The sequence below is a fragment of the uncultured Fretibacterium sp. genome, from assembly GCF_963544685.1.
Lineage (GTDB): Bacteria > Synergistota > Synergistia > Synergistales > Aminobacteriaceae > CAJPSE01.
This window is the reverse complement of sequence record NZ_CAUUGJ010000037.1, coordinates 1-19,568: the sequence shown is the minus strand read 5'-3', so window position 1 is coordinate 19,568 and position 19,568 is coordinate 1. Positions and strand designations below refer to the sequence as shown.

General features: G+C 59.5%; 23 protein-coding genes. 12 read left to right on the top strand and 11 right to left on the bottom strand.

The window, feature by feature from the left end; all coding sequences use genetic code 11:
- Positions 1-220 precede the first annotated feature (220 nt).
- Both ABLA28_RS05300 and ABLA28_RS05295 read right to left on the bottom strand, forming a co-directional pair.
- A complete protein-coding gene (locus tag ABLA28_RS05300; protein WP_347712799.1) occupies positions 221-706 on the bottom strand; it encodes a PPC domain-containing DNA-binding protein in 486 nt (161 codons plus the stop codon).
- Positions 707-767: 61 nt separating this feature from the next.
- Entirely contained in the window at positions 768-1,466 is a 699-nt protein-coding gene (locus ABLA28_RS05295; protein ID WP_347712798.1) for a GntR family transcriptional regulator, read from the bottom strand.
- Positions 1,467-1,674: 208 nt separating this feature from the next.
- Here ABLA28_RS05295 and ABLA28_RS05290 point away from each other — a divergent pair, with 208 nt between their 5' ends.
- From ABLA28_RS05290 to ABLA28_RS05270, 5 genes are all read left to right on the top strand, one after another.
- Positions 1,675-2,754, top strand: coding sequence for a DctP family TRAP transporter solute-binding subunit (locus tag ABLA28_RS05290; RefSeq protein ID WP_347712797.1), 1,080 nt, complete (start codon positions 1,675-1,677; stop codon positions 2,752-2,754).
- Between the two features lie 115 nt (positions 2,755-2,869).
- On the top strand, positions 2,870-3,340 hold the full coding sequence (locus ABLA28_RS05285; protein ID WP_347712796.1) for a TRAP transporter small permease: 471 nt from the start codon (positions 2,870-2,872) through the stop codon (positions 3,338-3,340).
- A 13-nt stretch (positions 3,341-3,353) separates the two neighbouring features.
- Positions 3,354-4,655, top strand: coding sequence for a TRAP transporter large permease (locus ABLA28_RS05280; protein ID WP_347712795.1), 1,302 nt, complete (start codon positions 3,354-3,356; stop codon positions 4,653-4,655).
- A 489-nt stretch (positions 4,656-5,144) separates the two neighbouring features.
- On the top strand, positions 5,145-5,732 hold the full coding sequence (locus ABLA28_RS05275) for a methyltransferase domain-containing protein (RefSeq protein WP_347712794.1): 588 nt from the start codon (positions 5,145-5,147) through the stop codon (positions 5,730-5,732).
- A gap of 39 nt (positions 5,733-5,771) precedes the next feature.
- Positions 5,772-5,933 carry a hypothetical protein gene (locus ABLA28_RS05270; RefSeq protein WP_347712793.1) on the top strand — a complete coding sequence of 54 codons (162 nt, stop codon included), beginning with the start codon at positions 5,772-5,774 and terminating at the stop codon, positions 5,931-5,933.
- A 264-nt stretch (positions 5,934-6,197) separates the two neighbouring features.
- On the opposite strand, the gene ABLA28_RS05265 is transcribed toward ABLA28_RS05270, so the two are convergent.
- Positions 6,198-6,596, bottom strand: coding sequence for a helix-turn-helix domain-containing protein (locus ABLA28_RS05265; RefSeq protein ID WP_347712792.1), 399 nt, complete (start codon positions 6,594-6,596; stop codon positions 6,198-6,200).
- 198 nt (positions 6,597-6,794) lie between these two features.
- Between ABLA28_RS05265 and ABLA28_RS05260 the strand changes: the two genes are divergently transcribed.
- From ABLA28_RS05260 to ABLA28_RS05245, 4 genes are all read left to right on the top strand, one after another.
- The gene (locus ABLA28_RS05260) at positions 6,795-7,085 is read left to right on the top strand and encodes a hypothetical protein (protein WP_347712791.1); all 291 of its coding nucleotides are present in this window, start codon (positions 6,795-6,797) and stop codon (positions 7,083-7,085) included.
- Positions 7,086-7,319: 234 nt separating this feature from the next.
- On the top strand, positions 7,320-7,595 hold the full coding sequence (locus tag ABLA28_RS05255; RefSeq protein ID WP_314716041.1) for a type II toxin-antitoxin system RelB/DinJ family antitoxin: 276 nt from the start codon (positions 7,320-7,322) through the stop codon (positions 7,593-7,595).
- A 113-nt stretch (positions 7,596-7,708) separates the two neighbouring features.
- Entirely contained in the window at positions 7,709-9,031 is a 1,323-nt protein-coding gene (locus ABLA28_RS05250; protein WP_347712790.1) for an AAA family ATPase, read from the top strand.
- Positions 9,018-9,437: a hypothetical protein gene (locus tag ABLA28_RS05245; RefSeq protein WP_314716045.1), complete on the top strand. Its 420-nt coding sequence runs from the start codon at positions 9,018-9,020 to the stop codon at positions 9,435-9,437. Before ABLA28_RS05250 ends, ABLA28_RS05245 begins: the two co-directional genes overlap by 14 nt.
- 198 nt (positions 9,438-9,635) lie before the next feature.
- On the opposite strand, the gene ABLA28_RS05240 is transcribed toward ABLA28_RS05245, so the two are convergent.
- The 6 genes from ABLA28_RS05240 to ABLA28_RS05215 form a co-directional block, all read right to left on the bottom strand.
- Positions 9,636-10,766: an ABC transporter substrate-binding protein gene (locus ABLA28_RS05240; RefSeq protein ID WP_347712789.1), complete on the bottom strand. Its 1,131-nt coding sequence runs from the start codon at positions 10,764-10,766 to the stop codon at positions 9,636-9,638.
- Positions 10,767-10,885: 119 nt separating this feature from the next.
- Entirely contained in the window at positions 10,886-12,469 is a 1,584-nt protein-coding gene (locus ABLA28_RS05235) for an AbgT family transporter (protein WP_347712788.1), read from the bottom strand.
- A 115-nt stretch (positions 12,470-12,584) separates the two neighbouring features.
- Positions 12,585-13,781 carry an amidohydrolase gene (locus tag ABLA28_RS05230; protein WP_347712787.1) on the bottom strand — a complete coding sequence of 399 codons (1,197 nt, stop codon included), beginning with the start codon at positions 13,779-13,781 and terminating at the stop codon, positions 12,585-12,587.
- Between the two features lie 189 nt (positions 13,782-13,970).
- Positions 13,971-14,420, bottom strand: a complete 450-nt coding sequence (locus ABLA28_RS05225) for a GatB/YqeY domain-containing protein (RefSeq protein WP_299302702.1) — start codon at positions 14,418-14,420, stop codon at positions 13,971-13,973.
- 124 nt (positions 14,421-14,544) lie between these two features.
- Entirely contained in the window at positions 14,545-14,736 is a 192-nt protein-coding gene (rpsU, locus tag ABLA28_RS05220; protein WP_299081908.1) for a 30S ribosomal protein S21, read from the bottom strand.
- Between the two features lie 28 nt (positions 14,737-14,764).
- Complete coding sequence (locus ABLA28_RS05215) at positions 14,765-15,103, bottom strand: histidine triad nucleotide-binding protein (RefSeq protein ID WP_314716051.1); 339 nt, start codon at positions 15,101-15,103, stop codon at positions 14,765-14,767.
- Positions 15,104-15,397: 294 nt separating this feature from the next.
- On the opposite strand from ABLA28_RS05215, the gene ABLA28_RS05210 reads away from it, so the two are divergent.
- From ABLA28_RS05210 to ABLA28_RS05200, 3 genes are all read left to right on the top strand, one after another.
- The gene (locus tag ABLA28_RS05210) at positions 15,398-16,561 is read left to right on the top strand and encodes a PDDEXK nuclease domain-containing protein (protein ID WP_347712786.1); all 1,164 of its coding nucleotides are present in this window, start codon (positions 15,398-15,400) and stop codon (positions 16,559-16,561) included.
- 58 nt (positions 16,562-16,619) lie between these two features.
- Positions 16,620-17,939 carry a DUF2130 domain-containing protein gene (locus tag ABLA28_RS05205; RefSeq protein WP_347712785.1) on the top strand — a complete coding sequence of 440 codons (1,320 nt, stop codon included), beginning with the start codon at positions 16,620-16,622 and terminating at the stop codon, positions 17,937-17,939.
- A 100-nt stretch (positions 17,940-18,039) separates the two neighbouring features.
- Complete coding sequence (locus ABLA28_RS05200) at positions 18,040-18,453, top strand: hypothetical protein (RefSeq protein WP_347712784.1); 414 nt, start codon at positions 18,040-18,042, stop codon at positions 18,451-18,453.
- Between the two features lie 35 nt (positions 18,454-18,488).
- Here the strand turns inward: ABLA28_RS05200 and ABLA28_RS05195 are convergent, their stop codons facing one another.
- Entirely contained in the window at positions 18,489-18,779 is a 291-nt protein-coding gene (locus ABLA28_RS05195; protein ID WP_347712783.1) for a hypothetical protein, read from the bottom strand.
- A partial coding sequence (locus ABLA28_RS05190) for a ParB/RepB/Spo0J family partition protein (protein WP_347712782.1) occupies positions 18,776-19,568 on the bottom strand: 793 nt, incomplete at its 5' end. The genes ABLA28_RS05195 and ABLA28_RS05190, both read right to left, overlap by 4 nt.

Here is a 19,568-nt window from a genome sequence, read left to right as displayed (position 1 = left end):
ATGACAAGATGATTGCCAGGGGCAAACATCCCAAACAGGCATTAGCCGCCGTCGGAACGAAACTTCTGAGGGTGATTCACGCCGTCATGACTTCGCAGAAACCCTACAATCCTCAAAAACTTTTACCCCCTGCTGCCATTTCTCAACTAAACCCTTGACTTTTTCTAGCAGGTCTTAAAAGTCCTCTAGCGGAGACTCCCGTCCCCAAGAATACCGGAATCTAATCGCCCAACGAAAAGAGGGGCATATCCGTCTCCCCGTCCACAGCACGCGTCAGGGACACATCGTCCAGGGCATCGATCACGACCTCGGCCGTCACGGCAACGGCCCCTCCGCCCTCCAAGAGATGCCCTCCGAGCACCCGCCCATTGGGGTCGGTAAAGGCCGCATGAAGGTGAACGACCGTCGTCCCGTCCGACTTCATGACTCCAATCGTCCCGGAGCCGCAGAGCACCTCGATGGGACCCTCCACCACAATGGGGTCGCAATACTTCAAACCCGCCCTTGTACCCGGAGCGACAACAGGATAGACGTAACGCACCTGTCGCAGACTGCCTAAAAGCGTCGTTATCGCACCGGATCGGATGCCCCGCTCCTCGCAGAATGCTCGGATTCCCTCCATAAGGTCTGTCCCGGGCCGGAGCCGGAGAATAAACGTGCGTACCCGGGCCTCCCCTGCATCGAAACGAAGCCCTTTCACAAGCATCACCTCTTTTCCCCCTGTCTGCGGCGCCCGTCTCTGCGCGCCCAGCCATTTCCTTCTTTTCCTACAGAGAATTTTCAGCACCCTCTTGCATGAACTCTCCTGCGGTCAGAGGATCGATGGTGCTGATCAATCGCGACTTTCCAAAGTTGATATGCGCATGTACGGCTGTCAACGCTGCGGGAACATCCGCGGCACGCACAGCAGCCATGATGGCCAGATGCCCCTGAAAGGAGAGCCGAACGCTTTCGGCGTCCCGCAGAATTTTGAGGCCCACGCTCCGAAAACGCTCGGCGATGGAGCGGACCACCGCGGAGATCAAGGAGTTGTCGTACAGCTCGACGAAATAGTTATGAAAAGCGGCATCGTGCACCAGATATTCCTCCACATCCCCAGAAACACAACACGGCCTCTGAAGTTCGATAATCGCCTCCACCTCCGCCATGCGCTGCGGGTTCAATGGCAGACATGCCGCTATGACATACCCCTCCACCGCCGCACGCAACTCAAGGATCTCTCTTAACGTGGACGTGGTCATCCCCTGAAAGCGGACGCCCTGCCTGGGATAAACGGTTACGAATCCCTCGTTTTGAAGAAGCTGAAGGGCTTCCCGAACGGGTGTTCGGCTCATGACGAGCACATTGGCTATCTCGTTCTCCGAAAGCATCGTCCCGGGCAAAAAGCGCTGGTCCAGAAACATCTCCTTGATCTTTCTATAGGCCAATTCCTTTTTTGTCCCCGGTTTCACAAAAAGGCCCTCCATAAAAATTAAAATTTGCTATAATGTTAAGTAGATTATACAGCTTCTTGTATACAAGACAAGATGCTTCCGGTAAAAACGGGTCTCCGTTTTTACGGAGGGCCTTGCCAATGATGGGAACATCCCTTTGCCATCCTGAGAACTTTAGGGGGAGTATCTTTCCCTGACGCTCTTTCGCGTCCGGGATCAAAAAACAAGGAGGATTTCAATTATGAGAAAGTTCGGTGTTCTAACAGCGTTCGTTTTTTTCTGTTCCCTCCTTTCCGCTCCAGCCTCCGCAGCCTACAAGGCCGAATATAAGTTGGACATTGTCCCCAGCATCACCACAGGCTGGGGCATGGGGGCCCAATACTTCACCGATCTGGTCAGAGAACGCAGCGAGGGGAAAATCAACATCAAGGTTTATCCCAACGCGCAACTGACGACCGGAAAACAAACCAATGCCTTCATGTTGCTTCGCAACGGGACCATCGACTTCGCCTGCCAGTCCACCATCAATTATTCCCCGCAGATTCCCGAGCTCAACCTCTTTGCACTGCCTTTTTTCTTTGCGGCGCAGCATGATCGTTACAAGGCACTGGACGCCGTCACAAACGGAAAGGCGGGCGAGATGATAGCCAAAGCCGTCGAGGCCAAAGGAGGAAAGTTCATCTGCTTCGGTGAAAACGGATTCCGCGAGCTGACCAACAGCAAGCGCTCCATCGCATCCCCCGAGGATTTGAACGGCCTGAAGATCCGTGTCGTCGGCAGCCCCCTGTTTTTGGATACCTTCAAGGCTCTTGGCGCCAACCCTGTGACCATGGTCTGGAGCGATACCATGTCCGCGATTCAGCAGGGCGTTGTCGACGGACAGGAGAATCCCATCAACACCTTCTATCCCGTGAAAATTTACGAGTATCATAAGTTTGTGACCAACTGGCACTACGTTGCCGACCCCACCCTGTTCGTTGTCAATCCCAAGGTGTGGGATTCCTTCTCTACGGAGGACCAGGCACTTTTGACTCAGGCCGCCAAGGAGGCTGCAGCCTATCAAATCGCTTTGGCCCGCGTGGGGCTGGATGAGAACGACGGAGGCAAAAATCTGGAGTTCCTGAAGGGAATCGGAAAAACACCCGAGGTCTCCGACTGGAATAAACACCTGACGGAGGTCGGAATGACCGTCACGGACCTGACCCCTGAACAAATGAAGGTGCTTATGGATAGGACGCAGCCCGTCCGCGATGCCTGGCGTTCCAAGATCGGCGAGGACCTCGTGAAGGCTGCCGAAGAGGACATGGCGACGGTGAGATAGCGACACGCGTTTTTTGAGCATGAAGGAAGGGGAGGAGTTCGCCGATCCTCCCCTTAATGATTCCTTTCAAACTTCCCGGAGGCTTGTCCTCCGTCTTTTTCGAGGAGGCTTTTTTGTGCTGAAAAGATTTTGCGACTATTTCGAGGAGGTCCTTGGAGCGTTGATCCTGTCGATCATGCTCGTCGTGACCTTTGCCAATGTCGTCACTCGTTACCTCATCACCTATCCTCTGGCATTTACGGAGGAGATCACCATCAGCATGTTCGTCTGGATCGTGCTTCTCGGAACCTCCATCGCTTTTAGACGCAACGCACACCTGGCCATGACCTTTTTTTACGACCTGATGCCGCGTAGCCTGAAAAAGATTTGCTTCATCATTTCTACGGCCGTATCCCTGACCTTCTTCGCCCTTCTGGGCTGGCTCGGGGCCCTCCAGGTCCTCGACGAATGGGAGCTGGGCGTGACGTCGGACGCCCTGGCTATCCCTACCTGTATCTACTCCTCGGCGATACCCGTGTTTTCGGCTATCATCATTATCCGAATCCTTCAGGCCGCGCGTATTACCCTGCGGGAAAAATCCTATTAGGGAGGAACACCACATGACCAACACACTCTTCAAAGATCCGGTGTTCTGGACCCTGGCGCTTTTTCTTATCCCTCTCATCGTGCGCATTCCTATCGCAGTCGCCTTGGGCATGGCAACCATCACGGTTGTCTGGTTTTGGGATATGGGTTACCAGATGCTCTCCTACAGTTTCTATGCGGGCATCGCTAAAGTTCCGTTGCTGGCCATCCCTTTCTTCATCCTTGCAGGCATTATCATGGAAAAAGTCGGGATTGCTTCACGTATTGTAAAGTTAATCAAGGAGATGGTCGGCGACGTCACAGGCGGCTTGGCCATAGCGACAGTCATCGTAGCCGCTTTCTGGGGGGCAGTCAGCGGATCCGGGCCAGCCACCGTTGCGGCGCTCGGTCTGATTTTGATTCCCAGCATGGCCCAGGCGGGATATGACAAGGCCTTTGCCACGGCAGTCGTCTCGGTCGCCTCGGGTCTGGCCATCATCATTCCCCCCAGCATCTCCTTCATCGTCTACGGGGACATCATGGAGCAGTCCGTGGGCACCCTCTTCGCGGCGGGAATTATTCCAGGTATCATCGTTGCCGGGTTTCTCTGTCTGGCCGTCTATTTTTACAGCCGACGCAACGGGTTTCGCGGGGAGCCGCGCGGTGATGCGAAAACGCTCCTCCGGGCCTTGGCGGACGCCTTTTGGGGGCTCATGACTCCTGTCATCATCCTGGGAGGCATTTACGGAGGCATCTTCACCCCTACCGAGGCCGCAGCCGTCGCCGTGTTCTATGGACTTTTCGTCGGCCTGGTCATCTACCGCACTCTCACCCTGCGTGTGCTCTATGAAATTCTCAGCGAAACCGTGGTGAGCACCGCCGTCGTCATGCTCGTCGTAGCTTGTGCCGGGCTTTACTCCTGGCTGGGAGCGACCGTTGGAATCATCGACAAGATTGCCGGCCTGCTGCTGGGCGTCTCCAACAATCCCTCTGTCATCCTGTTGATGATCAACATCATCCTGCTCTTCGCGGGGATGCTGCTGGACGCAAACTCCATCATGTACATCTTCCTGCCGATCCTGATCCCGATCATCCGGACGCTCGGCTGGGACCCCATCTGGTTCGGGGTCATGATGACCATCAACCTGGCGATCGGCCAGGTGACGCCGCCCGTCGCGGTGAACCTGTTCGTCGGAGCACGCATCAGCGGACTGACCATGGAGCAGATCGCACGGCCCGCCATCGGCCTGATCATTGCGGCCGTCGCCGCTCTGGCATTGCTGACGGTATGCCCTGTACTGACAACGTTCTTGCCCCATTTAATGGGACTGATGTAGCAAGCTGCACGATAAGCAGCATAAAGATGAAAGAAGGCGGCCCTCACCCGGGCCGCCTTCTCCTTCAGTTTTTTCGCATTACACTCCATCTTTCCCTTTATTGATACGAGGCTCATACCAATGCCCCGCCCCCCTGTACTTTTTTCAGGTAAGCACCTCAGCTCGTCCTATCGACAGCTTTCTTGCAAAAGCGGGCACAATCTCGTCTGCAGTAACCCTGGACTCCTTGATCCTCTCCTTGATGCGATATTTTCTCTGAAAACACAGAAATGACCTTTTCATCGGATCATGAACTTCCTCTTTCCGTTCCGCGAAGGGGGAGGGAAAACCATGGGAGCGTCCCATCGCGGCATTGCCGAAAGGGAACGGATATGTCAGAATGGCGGATAATGAGCCGTGCATTTTGAAGTGCCCGGCCAGCGGTGATGACCGCCATGGGAGATCCGGGACGGGGTGTCGCCCCGGAGGGAACGGGGAGGCTGGGATGCAATGAGGGAAAAGGACATCCGCAGGAACGTGCGTGAGTCCTATGGCGAGGCCATAGACAGGCGTGTGGCCGGCCAGAGTTCCGCAATAGATGCCGTGACGGATATGACGAGGGGCAACTACGACGATGCCGCGCTTGCGGGAACGGGGGACGCGGCCCGCCAGTCCTTTGGCTGCGGGAATCCCGTGGAGGCGGCGCGGCTGCAGCCCGGAGAACGCGTCCTGGATTTGGGGTGCGGGGCGGGACTGGACCTCATCCTCGCGGCGCGTGCCGTCGGCGATCGCGGCCTGGTCTATGGACTGGATATGACGCCCAGGATGCTGGCCCGGGCGCGGAAGAACCTCGAACGGCTGGGGCTGCGGAACGTGGTGCTTCTGAAGGGCTGCATCGAGGACCTGCCGCTCTACGACGGCGGGGCGGATGTTCTGCTCTCCAACTGCGTCATCAACCTCTCCCCGGACAAGGATGCGGTTTTCGCGGAAGCCGCGCGGGTCCTGGCCCCGGGCGGGCGGTTCTGCGTGTCGGATGTCGTGCTGCTGAAGCCGGTCCCGGAGAAGCTCAAGCTGAGTCCCGCGGCCTGGAGCGGGTGACTGGCCGGCGCTCTTCCGGCGGAGGAGTACAAGGCAAAGTTGGAGAGGGCGGGGTTTTCCGACGTGAATGTGGTCCTCACGAAGCCCCATGAGGTCAACGCGGAGGTCGTGAGGCAGGACGTCGGCGACCTGAGCGGCGAGGACCTGCGGGCCCTGGAAGGGCTCTCCTCGAGCGCTCTGATCACGGCGATCCGCCCATGATCTCCCCCCTGTCGGCTGGCCTCGCGGTGCCCGTCCGCGCCGACGGCGAGGGCGGGGAAGAAACACGGCCGGAGAGGTCCCGGCGCCGTTTCCGATCACCGGCCCGTCCTCTCTCCCTCCGGACGTCCCGATTCCTATGGAAACACTGATTTAATCCACGAAGCCCCCACGTTAATTTTTAGGGAAGCGCTGGGTATTTTTGCCCATGGATGTTTCGCATATTTCCCCTTAAAAACACGCATTTTTGTTTGAATCAGCGCTTCCCTATTGAGACGGGCCCTGACGCCGGCCGTTGTAATCGCACCTCTGGCACTGGGTCATCACCTTTCCGCCGCTTTCCCGGTGAAAGATCCCCGACCATCTGCAGATGCTCTGCAGGATGGGGACGACGGACTCTCCCTTGGGAGTCAGGGAATACTCCACGCGCGGCGGGATCTCGTCGTACTGTTTTCTGCCGATCATTCCGTCCGCGATCAGCTCCTTCAACACGGAGGCCAACACTGCGTCCGTGATGTTGAGCATCTCCTCACGAATACCGCTGTAGCGAAGGACCTTTTTCTCGTTGAGGACACAGATGACCCGGGACTTCCACTTGCCGCCGAATACCCCGAGCCCATACTCCAAAGGACAGCGGATATCCGCCTCCAGCTTCTTCCGATACACGAGCCCGCCTCCCGTCGCAGAGCCCCGAATTGACGTCCGGTCACTATCGAATTTATGAGCGGCTTATAAATTTCTTTATATCTTCCATCCCTTTAGCCTCGGCGTTATTATAAACGCACGCTCGGAGCGGTGCAAAAAGGAGGCAAAAAGGCATTCAGGAAAAATGGACGGAAACTCGACACAATGGAGGGATTTGCAGTGAGCGTGAAAGCCTATCTCGAGATCACGATGAAAATCAACCCCGATAAGCGCCCCGCGGCCGCCAAGGTCTACACGGACTACCGCCAGCCGTTCCTCGACACGATCGAGGGAGCGCTGACCAAGGAGCTCCTCGTCCGCGACGAGGACGTGCAGGTCCTTCATGGGTTCGACAGCATGGAGCACGCGAAGGCCTACCTGGAGACCAAGATGTTCCAGGACGACGTCGTCGCCGGACTGAAGCCGACCTGGGCGGGCGACCCGGACATACGGTTCTACACCGTCGCCTGAAAACAGAAGACGAGGGAGCTGCCGCAAAGCAGCCCCCTCGTCTTTCGGATTTGAAAATCCCACATCATCTCCGCCTGCCGCAACACCCCACAAGCCCCATCCGAACCCCATCCCACTCGACGGGCCCGATACGGGGCCACCGCCCCACCAACGAGGAGAAAACACGAGCCACCGTTGATCGATACCTAAAAGTAACGACAAATGCGTTACAATATGGATCATGGAGGTGATTCCATGGAAAAGACAGCGACCTTGAGCCTGCGGGTATCGCCCGGCGTTAAGGAGGACGCTGAAAGCATCCTGAAAAAACTTGGCATTCCCATGTCCGTCGCAATCGATATGTATCTGAAGCAGATTGTCTATGCGGGAGGGATTCCGTTTCGTGTAGCGTTGCCGCAGGCCCCGGATTCCATCAATATAGCCCCTATGTCGAACGGGGAACTGCATTCGGCGATAGCTGAAGGATATAGGGAACATAAGGATGGAAGAGCAGTCGATATCGATTTTTAGCGGGGCTTAGAAAAGTCCGTCTGCTAGGCGACAGTATAAAATGCCCCAGTAGCGACAAGACGAAGTGATCCACCTTCTTGGATTTACAATCTAGCAGGAAAGAAGGAATCAGTATGCACCAGCTTAAATTACAAAGGCTTGGACCTGTTACGGAATGCGAGCTGGCTTGCTCTCATTTTATGATTTTGACGGGAATGCAGGCATCCGGGAAAAGCACCGTTGCAAAAGCGATCTACTATTTCAGGACCGTCAAGGACGATATTTATGCTGCCATCGAGCGGAGGGCAGTCGAGGCTTTTCAAAACTCATCCTCTCAGAGCGATGGATTAACTAGGGAACTGCTGGATATTCTGCGGAAGAAATTCTTTCAGCTTTTCGGTTCGTCGTGGGGAATGGATCAGGACATGCGGCTTGAGTATCACTATACGAAGGATTGTTATATCGAGCTGCACCTGAGGAAGTCATGGGACTATCCTACGCCTAATTATCTCTGGATTGAACTCTGTCCCGCTCTTCGGGATTTTCTGGAAAGAGGAGACCATGCCCTATCCGCCACTGCAACGGGTATCCCCGCTCCGCAACGGGAACAACTTCAGCATGAACTTCAGAATACTTTTGATGATAAATACAATATCGTCTACATTCCAGCCGGGCGCAGTATGCTCACACTCCTTGCCCAACAGTGGAGCTACATCTACATAATGATGGATGAAGCTCAAAAGCGTACGCTGGATTACTGCACGCAAAGATATATTGAGAGGATACTGGCCGTAAAGCCGGAATTTTCGGACGGACTTGGCGGCCTGCTGGCTTCTTACGGAACAGGAACACACGAGACCCTTGGTACGTGGAAAACAGCCCTTACTCTTGTGGACAAGATATTACGCGGCTCCTATAAAGTTGAAGATGGAGGAGAACGTATCGTTCTGAAGAATGGCAAATACGTAAAAATAAACTTTGCCTCCTCCGGCCAGCAGGAGTCTGTATGGATATTAAATCTTCTTCTCTACTATTTTGCCCAGAATCGTCCCTCGATGTTCTTCATCGAAGAACCGGAGTCTCATCTGTTTCCTCGAACGCAGAAATCCATCATGGAGCTTATTGCGCTGATCAGCAACGAGGGGCATTCCATGCTGGTGACGACACACAGCCCTTACGTTTTAGGAACTCTAAACAACCTGCTCTATGCCGGACATTTCAGGAGGAGCGATCGACAGAAACAGGCGGCAGATTTATTCCCAAACAGCTTATGGCTTGACCATGAGGAATTCGACGCTTGGTTTGTAAGTGACGGTAAACTGGAAAACTGCATGGACAGCGAGATCCATCTCATTCAGAACGAAAAAATAGACGAAGTATCGACGGTCATCAATGAGGATTATGATCGGCTCTTTGAGCTTCGTCACAAAGAGGATTGGGCAAATGCCTCTCGGTAATCATCGGTCCATCTGCGCGCCGGACGCCAAAATTATCGTCTCAAAGGATGTTGGAAACCGGGAACACAGAGGGCTTAATCCCAATCAACGTCATGTGACGCACTACAAGATCGATGGAGAGATCATCACAACTGGGCCTCGATGTGATTTTGTCTTGATCAACGAGTCCGATAAAATAGCATATTTGATCGAGTTAAAAGGCTCCAAACTATCGGACGCCGCTCGTCAATTGGAAGCTACGGAGAACGCCTTGAAGAATGCCCTCGATCCATATGACCTTCGATATCGTATCGTTTCCAGCAGAAGTAAAACGCAGCAGATTGAAAGCGCGGACTTCAAGAAATACCGGGAACGGTGGAAAAGCAGATTGGTCCACAGGACAAACGAGATCGAGGAGAAAATATAGGGAGGGTTCATCCCTCAATGAGGCCGAGAGCTGACGGAAGATGAAGGGCAAGGCGGCCTCTGCAAACCTCAGCAAAGCATACGACCTCCCCGGAGGCACGTGCTGCCCCCAACAACGCAGTCCGGGAGAGGGTGCATACCCTCTCCCGGACTCCGAAACGGGCAAAAGCCCGCCGTTCACCTCTTAAAAACTCTCCTACTACATCTCCGGCTTGATGGTGCCCAGGAACACCTTCTTACCGCCCTGGATCTCGACGATGCCCATCTCCTTCTCGGCGTCGTGGGTCTCGTTCATGGTCGTCGTTCCCGTGACGGTGGGCAGGTCCTTCGTCTGCTCCAGCGCGTCGCGGATCTTGGCGGGCTCGGCGCTTCCGGCCCTCCGGATGGCGTCGATCAGCATGATGTAGCAGTCGTAACCCAGAGCCGCGTTGACGTTCGGGGCCTTGTCGGGGTGCACCTTGTTCCAGTTCTCGGTGAACTTCGCCGCGACCGGGTTCATCTCCTTCATGGAGGGATCGTAGGCGAACGTGGTGTGCAGGAAGCCCTCCACGGCATCGCCGCCCAGCGTCACGATCTCGGGGTTGTCCATGGCGTCCGCGCCGATGAAGCGGAACTCCGCGCCCAGCTCCTTGGCCTGCTTCAGGACGATCGCCCCCTCGGCGAAGTAGGCGGGCAGGAAGACGATGTCCGGCTTCTTGGAGATCAGCTCGGTGAGCTGCGCCGTGAAGTCCTGGTCGCCCGACTGGTACTTCAGCTCGGCGACGACCTCGCCCCCCAGCGTCTCGAACGCGCGCTTGAAGAAGCTGCTCAGGCCGACGCTGTAGTCGTTGGCGACGTCGGTGAGGGTGGCCGCCCTCTTGAATCCCAGCTGCCTGAAGGCATAGGTCGCCGCGCCGGCGCCCTGGAAGGGGTCGATGAAGCAGGCGCGGAAGTAGAACTTCTTGCCCAGCGTCACCAGCGGGTTGGTGCAGGACGTCCCGATGACGGGGATCCCCGCCTTCTCGGCCACCTCGCCGCCGGCCATGGCCAGCGAGGAACCGTAGGTCCCGATGACCGCGTTGACCTTGTCGTGCTCGATCAGCCGCGTGACCGCGTTCGCCGCCTCGACCTTGTCGGACTTGTTGTCCACGACGACGAGCTCGACCTTCTTCCCCAGGACCTCGGGGATCTCCTTGTGCGCCAGCTGCGTGCCTTCCAGCTCCAGCTGGCCGCCGAAGGCGTTCTGACCCGTCAGACAGTTGAAGACGCCGATCTTGATGACGTCATCCGCGGCAAACGCCGCACCCGCAAGCGCAAAAACGAACAACAGAATCAACGAAAACCTGCGCACCTTCCATCACTCCTTCTTTCCTCGGTCAAAAGCCGCGAAGTTCACCCAAAAAGCCGCTTCCTGCCTATTCCTTTGATTATACTATACCGCTCGGGGCCTGCTCCGGTTCCGAATCGAAATCAGACGGAGACCGGCGTTCCGGGCCCCAAAGGCAGCCCCAGCAGGTACCACACGATCAGCAGGGCCGTGAAGCCCATGATGTAGAAGATGGTGTAGGGCATGGCCATCGAGATCACGGTGCCGATGCCGACGTCCGGGTCGCTCTCCTTCCTGTACTGTTCCAGCAGCCCGATGATGACGGGAAGGTAGTAGGAGAGGGGCGTGATGATGTTGGTCGTGGAGTCCCCGATGCGGTAGGCCACCTGAGTCAGGGCCGGGGCGAACCCCACCTGGGCGAACATGGGGACGAAGATCGGCGCCAGGATCAGCCACTTGGCCGAGCCGCTCATCATGAACAGGTTCAGGAAGGTCACCAGGAGGATAAAGAGCATCAGCAGCGGGACGCCGCCCAGGTTCATGCTCTTCAGCCACTCCGCGCCGCTCACCGACAGGATGGTGTCGAAGCGGCTCATGCGGAACAGGGCCACGAAGAACGACGCGGGCAGGACCACCACCATGAACCCGGTGCTGCCGACGATCCCCTTCTGCATCAGCTTGGGGATGTCCTCGCCCTTCCTGATCACGCCCGCCCCCAGCCCGTAGGCCACGCCGACAAAGAAGAACAGGAAGAAGAGGAGCGGCATGACGCTGCTGAGCAGGGGCGACCGGGGGAGCAGGGAGCCGTCGGGCGCACGGAACAGGGATCCCTGAGGATAGGTCAGCCACACGATCAGGGCGACATAGGCCACAAGCGCCAAAAGGGCGCAGAACAGCCCCCGGTTCTCCGCGGGCGTCACGGCATGGGCCCTCAGCGCCTCCTCGTCGCGTCCGCCCTCGTCGTCCCCGAGCATCCTGACGGTGTACCTCTCCGTCACGTAGACCGTGAGAAAGGTCAGGATGAAGGTCGCCGCGATCATGAAGTACCAGTTGATCAGGGGGTGGACCGGGACGTTCGCGGGGATGCCGGGGACCCCCTCGACGGCGGACCTGGTGATTCCGGCCAGCAACGCGTCCGTACCCGCCACGAAGAGGTTCGCGGTGAAGCCGCCCGAGGCCGCCGCGTAGCCCGCGGCGATGCCCACCCATGGGTTGCGCCCCAGCGCCTTGAACACGGCCGCCGCGATGACGGGCGTGAAGATGATGCCCGCGTCCGAGGCCAGGTTCGCGTTGATGCCCACGATCGCGATGACCGCCGTCACCAGGGCCCGGGGCGCCCCCAGGATCGTCTTGCGCATCAGGGCCGAGATCATGCCGGTCTGCTCCACGAGCCCTATGCCCAGCATCATCGTCAGGATCAGCCCCAGCGGCGCGAAGTTCATGTAGGTCTTGACGAAGTCGGCCAGGAATTCCCTCATGGACTCGTAGGACAGAAGGTTGACGACCGCGACGGTGGTCTCCTTGGGCGCTTCGCCCGCCTTGGCCACCAGGTAGGTCACGGACGTCCCCTTCTGCGCGAACCAGGCCGAGAGGCCCATCACCAGCAGGGACAGGAGGACGAACAGCCAGAAGGGATGCGGAAATTTGTTGCCGACGACCTCCACGCCGCGGATGAACTTCTCGAAACCGCTGCGCTTCGGAACAACTTTCGTTACGGACTCGCTCACGATCTTACCTCCATACTCTCATCGTAAATACCGGCACCGATTGAATCAAAAGCGCATAGCGCAATCCGAGTGCGAAAAATGTGTCATGCGAGATCATGAAAAAATGCAGGGCGAATCACCCCATCAGAAAATCCCAGGCGCAGGAGGCGAAAAAGCGCACGCCGCAGGGGAAGCACCCCTCGTCGGGGGCGAATCGGGTATTGTGCAGCACCGCCATCGCCTCGGGCGGCGTCCCGGAGGGCCGGCAGCCCAGCCAGGCCATCAGGGCGGGGCGCTCCCGCGCGAAGAAGGAAAAGTCCTCGCCGCCCAGGTCGGGCTTCTCCAGCTCCACCATGGCGTCCTCGCCCATCGAGGCCCGGACGGTTCGCGCAGCCAGGCGGAAGAGCTCCGGGTCGTTGACCGTGGGCGGATACCCCTTGACGTAGGTCACCTTGCAGTCCCCGCCGAGGGCCCTGGCGATTCCCTGCGCCGTGCGTTCGATGAGCCCCGGAAGGGCGCCCTGGGTATCGGGGGCCAGGGTGCGCACCGTGCCCTCCAGCTCCACGCGGTCGGCGATCACGTTGTAGCGGTACCCGCCCCGGATCGTCCCGATCGTCACCACCGCGGAGTCCAGAGGGGCAACGGTCCGGGAGACCAGGGTCTGAAGCCCCGAGACGACCTGAGCCGCGATCACAATGGCGTCGACCCCCTGGTGGGGGGCCGAACCGTGCGCCGTCTTGCCCTCCACCGTCAGGTAGATGCGGTCCGAGGCCCCCATCTGGGGCCCCGCCCTCGCCACGATGCGGCCCGTCTCGTAGCCCGGCCAGACGTGCAGGGCGAAGAGGGCGTCCACATGAGGGTCCTCCAGGACCCCGTCCGCGATCATCCCCGGCGCCCCGCCCGTGGGATTGAGCTCCTCCGCGGGCTGGAAGATGAACTTCACGTTCCCCCGCAGCCCATCCCTCAGCTCGGACAGGACGCAGGCCGCGCCCAGAAGCATCGCCGTGTGGGTGTCGTGCCCGCAGGCGTGCATCACGCCGTCCACCTCGGAGGCGTAGGGCAGCCCCGTCTCCTCGCGCATCGGCAGGGCGTCCATATCCGCCCTCAGGGCGACGGTCCGCCCGTCTCCCCCTCCGCCCCGCAGCAGCCCGACGACGCCATGTCCGCCGACCCGGGAGCGCACCTCCAGCCCCAGGCCCGACAACACCTCCGCAGCAAGGGCCGATGTCCTCTCCTCCTGCCGGCTCAGCTCCGGCTGCCGATGAATCCTGCGGCGCCATTCCACGACACGTCCGCCGTACTTGTGCGCAAGCTCCCGAATCTCTTCGTACACCCGGACAGCACCTTCCCTTCCATCAAATCAGAGCTTCCAGCGGGCCGGAGCTTAAAACATGCCGGGATTTCCTTCGAGAGACGAAAGCCCTGCACTGTCGAAACAGTTTATCATATTGAATCAAAAAGAGAACAAAAAAGGAGCGCGGACCGTGCCGTGCTCCCACAAACCGCTGCCCTCCCGCGCCCGTCAGGCGAAGAAGGCCGTAACCCTTTCCTTGACCCGGCCGCCGTCGGCCCGTCCAGCCACCCGCGGCATCAGGACGCGCATCAGCTTGCCCATGTCCCGCGCCGAGACGGCCCCGGCCTCCTTCGCCGCCTCGGCGATCAGAGCGTCGATCTCCGCGTCGCCCAGCTGGGCGGGCAGGTAGACCTCGAGCACCTCGGCCTCCGCAAGCTCTCCATCCGCGCGCTCCGACGCACCGGCGGCACGGTATTGCTCGGCGGCCTCCCTGCGCTGCTTGATCAGACGCCGGACCAGCGTCTGGGCGTCGTCGTCGGTCAGCTCCGAGGCCCGGCCCTTGTCGGCCTGGGCCTTCTGAAACTCGGCCTTGAGCATACGCAGGACGGAGAGCCGCAGCTCCGCCCTCTCCTTCATGGCCGCCACCAGGTCCGCAGCGACCCGTTCCGTCAACTTCATGCTCAAAAACCCGCCTTCCATTTGAACTTCCGAACTCTTTGCACTTCCGGACCTCCAAGGGAACGCGGGCGTGCGAGGCCCCCCTGGAGACGACAATGGGGGCCGAAAGCCCCCATGAAATCGACTAACCTCTGCCTCGGCTGCTTTTGCGCTTGCGAGCCGCCTCAGCTCTCTTCAATTTTTTTGCATCGCTGGGCTTTTCGTAATGCTCCCGCTTCCGCGCCTCGCGCAGTGTACCGACCTTGGCGACCTCGCGCTTGAAACGCCGCAGGGCATCCTCCAGACTTTCTCCGTCCTTACGGGTGACCGTCGTCATCTAAAATCCCTCCCTTCCGCTTTTTCGGCTAGCCCGGAGGCCAACCGAAATTACGACCCGACAACAGGTGAAGGTGAAGGTGGGGCACCGTCTGGCCGCCCTGTTCTCCCGTATTGACAACCATACGGAAACCGTCCCTGTCGAGCCCCAGCTTGCAGGCAAGCTCAACGGCACGCCCAACCACCTTGCTCCAGACGGAGGGATCCGTCACCTCTGCAGAGGAAGCGATGTGCTGCGTCGGGATCACCAGGAAATGCGTGGATGCCTGAGGATTGATATCGCGAATCACGAAGACATCCTCATCCCTGTAGACGAACTCCACCGGGATCTCGCCGTTCGCAAACTTACAAAAGATGCAATCGCTCATATCCTCCACCCCTTTCCTAGGGGTTTCATTTTATAACAAAGTTCGACAAGAGACAAGACGAAGGGAAGAACCCAGGAAAGCGGCCTGCATTTTTCGCTCATTCATCCGTCACCCCGCCTCGATCGGGCCTGCCGCGACCTTATTCCAGCAAAGGCCCGCCAATCCACAAGCGGGACGAGGCCGCCGGGGCCCGGAATGAAGAGCCGGCGCTTTTGCTCCCCGGCACGGGGACCGCTATAATGGCAGGCGAATATTCGCAGCCTGAGGCTCCGGCACGATCAGGAGGACGTCGTAATGGACGGTAAGAATCCGCACCCTCAAAACGAAGTTCGCCAGCCCATGATCGGCGAAACCGAAAACCGAAAAACCGACGCGCCGCACAGCGAAACTGACAGCGGTAATTTGTCAGAGCCGGAGTTCTTCGACGGCATTGCAAAAGTCGTCGAACGGGCGAGGGCGCATATCGAGCGTTCCGTGAATGCGGCCATGTGCGTAACGTATTACGAGGTCGGGCGGCGGATCGTCGAACGGGAACAGTCCGGCGCAAGCCGAGCGGCTTACGGCAGGAGGCTGCTCGATGAATTGTCGGCGTACCTCACCAAGCGCTGCGGCAAGGGCTGGTCGGTCGCCAACCTCAAAAACGCAAGGCAGTTCTATCAAGTCTACTCGCCTTCAATTCGCCAACCACTGATTAGCGAATCCGAAAAGGGACAGACCGCACTGGCCCGATTCGCGCTGAGCTGGACGCATTACCTGATCCTGATGAGGATCAGGGACGCGGACTCTCGCCGCTTTTACGAAATCGAGGCGGCAAGTCAGCAGTGGACGGTCAGGCAGTTGAAGCGGCAAATCGACAGCAGCCTGTATGAGCGGCTCGCTTTGTCGCGGGACAAGAACGAGGTCATGCGCCTTGCACTGGAGGGCCAGACGATGGAAAAAACCTGCGATATGCTGAAAAATCCCCTGGTTCTTGAATTCCTCGACCTGGAGCAGAGCCCCGCCTATTCCGAGTCCGAGCTGGAGTCGGCCATCATCGCCAATTTGCAGACATTCCTGCTCGAACTTGGCAAGGGCTTTCTGTTTGAGGCGCGTCAGAAGAGGTTCACCTTTGACGAAAAGTCTTTCTTTGTCGATCTGGTGTTCTACAATCGGCTTTTGCAGTGCTATGTCCTCATCGACCTGAAGACCGGGGAACTCCGTCACCAGGATTTGGGACAGATGCAAATGTACGTCAATTACTTTGACCGTCACGTCAAAAAGGACTTCGAGAGGCCATCGGTCGGCATACTGCTTTGTCGGGAGAAGAACGACAACATCGTCGAGTTGACGCTGCCGCGGGACAGCAACATCTACGCATCCGAATACAGCCTGTATCTGCCCGACAAGGCGTTGCTGCAGCGCAAATTGGCCGAATGGACCGCGGAGTTCGAGGAGACGCGCGGGGGTGGCGGCAGGTGAAACGCCGCAACCGCCGGCAAAGAAGAAACAAACAGGCCACAGCCAGAGGAGCGAGGACATGAACATCACCGCCATCATCTGCCCGCACTGCAGAAAGCCCTTTGAGATATCCGACGCCATACAACACCAGATCGACGACGAGCTCCTGCGGGCCAGGACGGAGCAGTCGGAGACGCTTCGCAGGGAGTACGACGCCCTTTCCGAGGCGCGGCTGAAACAGGCCGTGCAGGACGCCGTGGCCGCGGAACGTCAGGAGGCCGACCTTCGGCTTGCGCGGGAGCGTCAGGCCGCCGGGCTGGAACTGGACAAGGCCAGGCAGACCGCCGAGCTGGAGGCCGAGAGGGCGAGACAGGCCACGGAGCTCGAGGCCGACCGCCTGCGCCGCGAGGCCGCCAACTCCAGGGAGAGCGAAGCGCAGCTCCGCGAACAACTGAAGGGGCTGCTGGAGGAATTGAGCAAGGCGAACAAGGCCCGCGAGGATGCCGAGCTCGCCGCCCGGAAGGAACTGCTGGAAAGGGAAAGGGGAATCCGCGAGGAAGCGGCGAAGCGAGCCGCCGAGGACTTCAACACCAGGATCCGCGAGCAGGAGGAGACCATCAACAGCCTGCGCGAGCAGCTGACCGCGGCGAAACAGACGGCGGAACAGGGGTCGCAGCAGCTGCAGGGCGAGATCCTGGAGCTGGACGTGGAGCGGGACCTCCGCAGCGCCTTTCCCCTCGACACGATCGAGGAGGTCAGGAAGGGCGAGCGCGGCTCCGACATACGCCAGACGGTCAACGAGCAATCCTACCGAAACTGCGGCCTGATCCTGTGGGAGTGCAAGAACGCCAAGACCTATCAGGCGTCCTGGCTCGTCAAGCTGAAGGACGAGCTGGCCGCCGAGAAGGCCCAGGCGGGGGTGATCGTCTTCAACCGCACCGACGGCGGGGACGAGGACTTCAAACAGCTCGCGGACAACATCTGGCTCGTGAAGCCCCGCTACGCCGTCATGCTCGCCACGTTCCTGCGCGAGGTACTGGTGAAGGTGTTCGCCGCCAACCGCAGCGCCGAGGGCAAGGACACCAAGATGGAGCTGATGTACCACTACCTCACGGGCGGTGAATTCAGCCATCGCATCCGCTGCATCCTGGAGTCCTACGACGAGATGACACGGCAGCTGGACACCGAGAAGAAGCAGGCTCAGAAACGCTGGGCGGCTCAGGAGAAGATCATCCAGAAGGTCACGGGCAGCCTGTACGGCATGAGCGGCGACCTCCAGGGCATAGCGGGCAGGGAGATCATCGCGCTGCCCGCGTCCGCGGACGATGAGGAGGAAACGAAGGCGGCCCGGCTCGGCGGGGCGGCGTCCCCCGGGGGGACGGGGGACGGCGAGCGCTGAAATGTCCGCCGACCCTGCCAGAGCGCACGGCGCGGCGCTATAGTATAATGAAGATGCTGTATTCTCCGGAAAGCAGGTCGGTTTACGGAAGAGGATCGATATGGGAATCCTGTTGATAATCGTGAGCTTGGCTATCTTTCTCTTTGGTCTGATCCAATGGGCCCGCGGCGGTGCGGCCCTGTGGTCCCTCCTGCGCCTCAAAAGGGAGGCCCGGCCCTCCAATCCCCTCAAGCGGGCCTGGGAAAGCGCCGAGATCCGCAGGGCGGAAAAGGCGACGGACCAGCTTCTGCGATCCAGCTTCAGGGTGATCGGCATCCTGGCCATCGGCATGTGGCTTTTTCTTGGGCTGACCGTCCTTCTGGACCTGCTGGGCGTCGACTGGGTCAGCCGCATCTCCACGAGGGCACAGACGTTCTGGGGTTCCCCCGTCTACAACCGCACCCCCACGACGACACAGAGCCCGGCAAGACGCAGCGACATCATAAAATCCCTAAGGAACAGCCTGGGGAAATGATCCGGAGCGCGCAAAAGCCGCGCGGTCCGAGACAATCAACGAGGGGGGGCGCTCTTCTCCCCTCCCGGCCTTTCCCGGCCGAGGGGGCGGGTGAGAAAGAGCCAGCCCTGCCAGACCCCAAAGAGCGCAGTGGCCAGCGGAGTCAGGAAGACCCCCCAGGCGGGACAGCCCCTCCCCTCCATCCACCGCGCGAGGTAGACCCCCGCGAAGGCGTACCCGGCGACGACAAGCCCCGCCGAGATCACGCGTCCGAAAAGCGCCGCGTCCCTGAAAGCGCTGCGGAACCGCGATTGCCCATGGTTATCCTTATCATGGTTATCCGTCATTCCGCCATTCCCTCCGATTCGGGATACAAAAGCCTCAGACACTCCTCGAGGGCCTGAATCAGGCGTTCGTCTCCGACGTCGCGCAGCTCCTCCAGGACGATCCGGGCGGCGCCGTCGCGACGCCCGACGCGGATCTTCACCCCCATCCTCCTGTAGGCCCGAAGGGGCCCGGGAAGCCGAACCGATCGGAACCGTCCCTTGGGAACCAGCCGTTGTTCCAGGCCGGCCCTCCCGGACGACAGGTCCCGAATGGCGTCCTCCAACTGGCGCACGGTCATGCCCCCGTTTGCGGCGCGCCTTCCCAATGCGATCATCGCGTCCTCGGAGTCGAGCCCCAGAAGGGCCCGGGCGTGTCCCTCGCTCAGGCTTCCCCTGGCCAGCATCTCCCTGAGCTCGTCAGGCAGGTTCAGCAGGCGCAGGCGGTTCGCCACCAGGGCGCGGCTCCACCCCAAGTGGGCGGCGCAGTCCTCCTGGGTCAGCCCGTTCTTCCGGATCAGGGCCTGGAGCGCCGAGGCGATCTCGATGGGGGTGAGATCCCTTCTCTGGACGTTCTCGATCAGGGATATCTCCCGCAGCGCCTCCTCCGAGGCGTTCAGGACCCGGGCGGGAAGGTCCTCCAGCCCCGCCAGCGCGGCGGCGCGCCAGCGGCGTTCCCCCGCGACGATGCGATAGCCGCCCCCCGGCTCCGCGCGGAGCAGAAGGGGCTGAAGCACGCCGTGCGCCCGGATGGAGGCCGCCAGGGACTCCAGCCCCTCCCCGTCCATCTCCCTGCGCGGCTGGTCGGGGTCC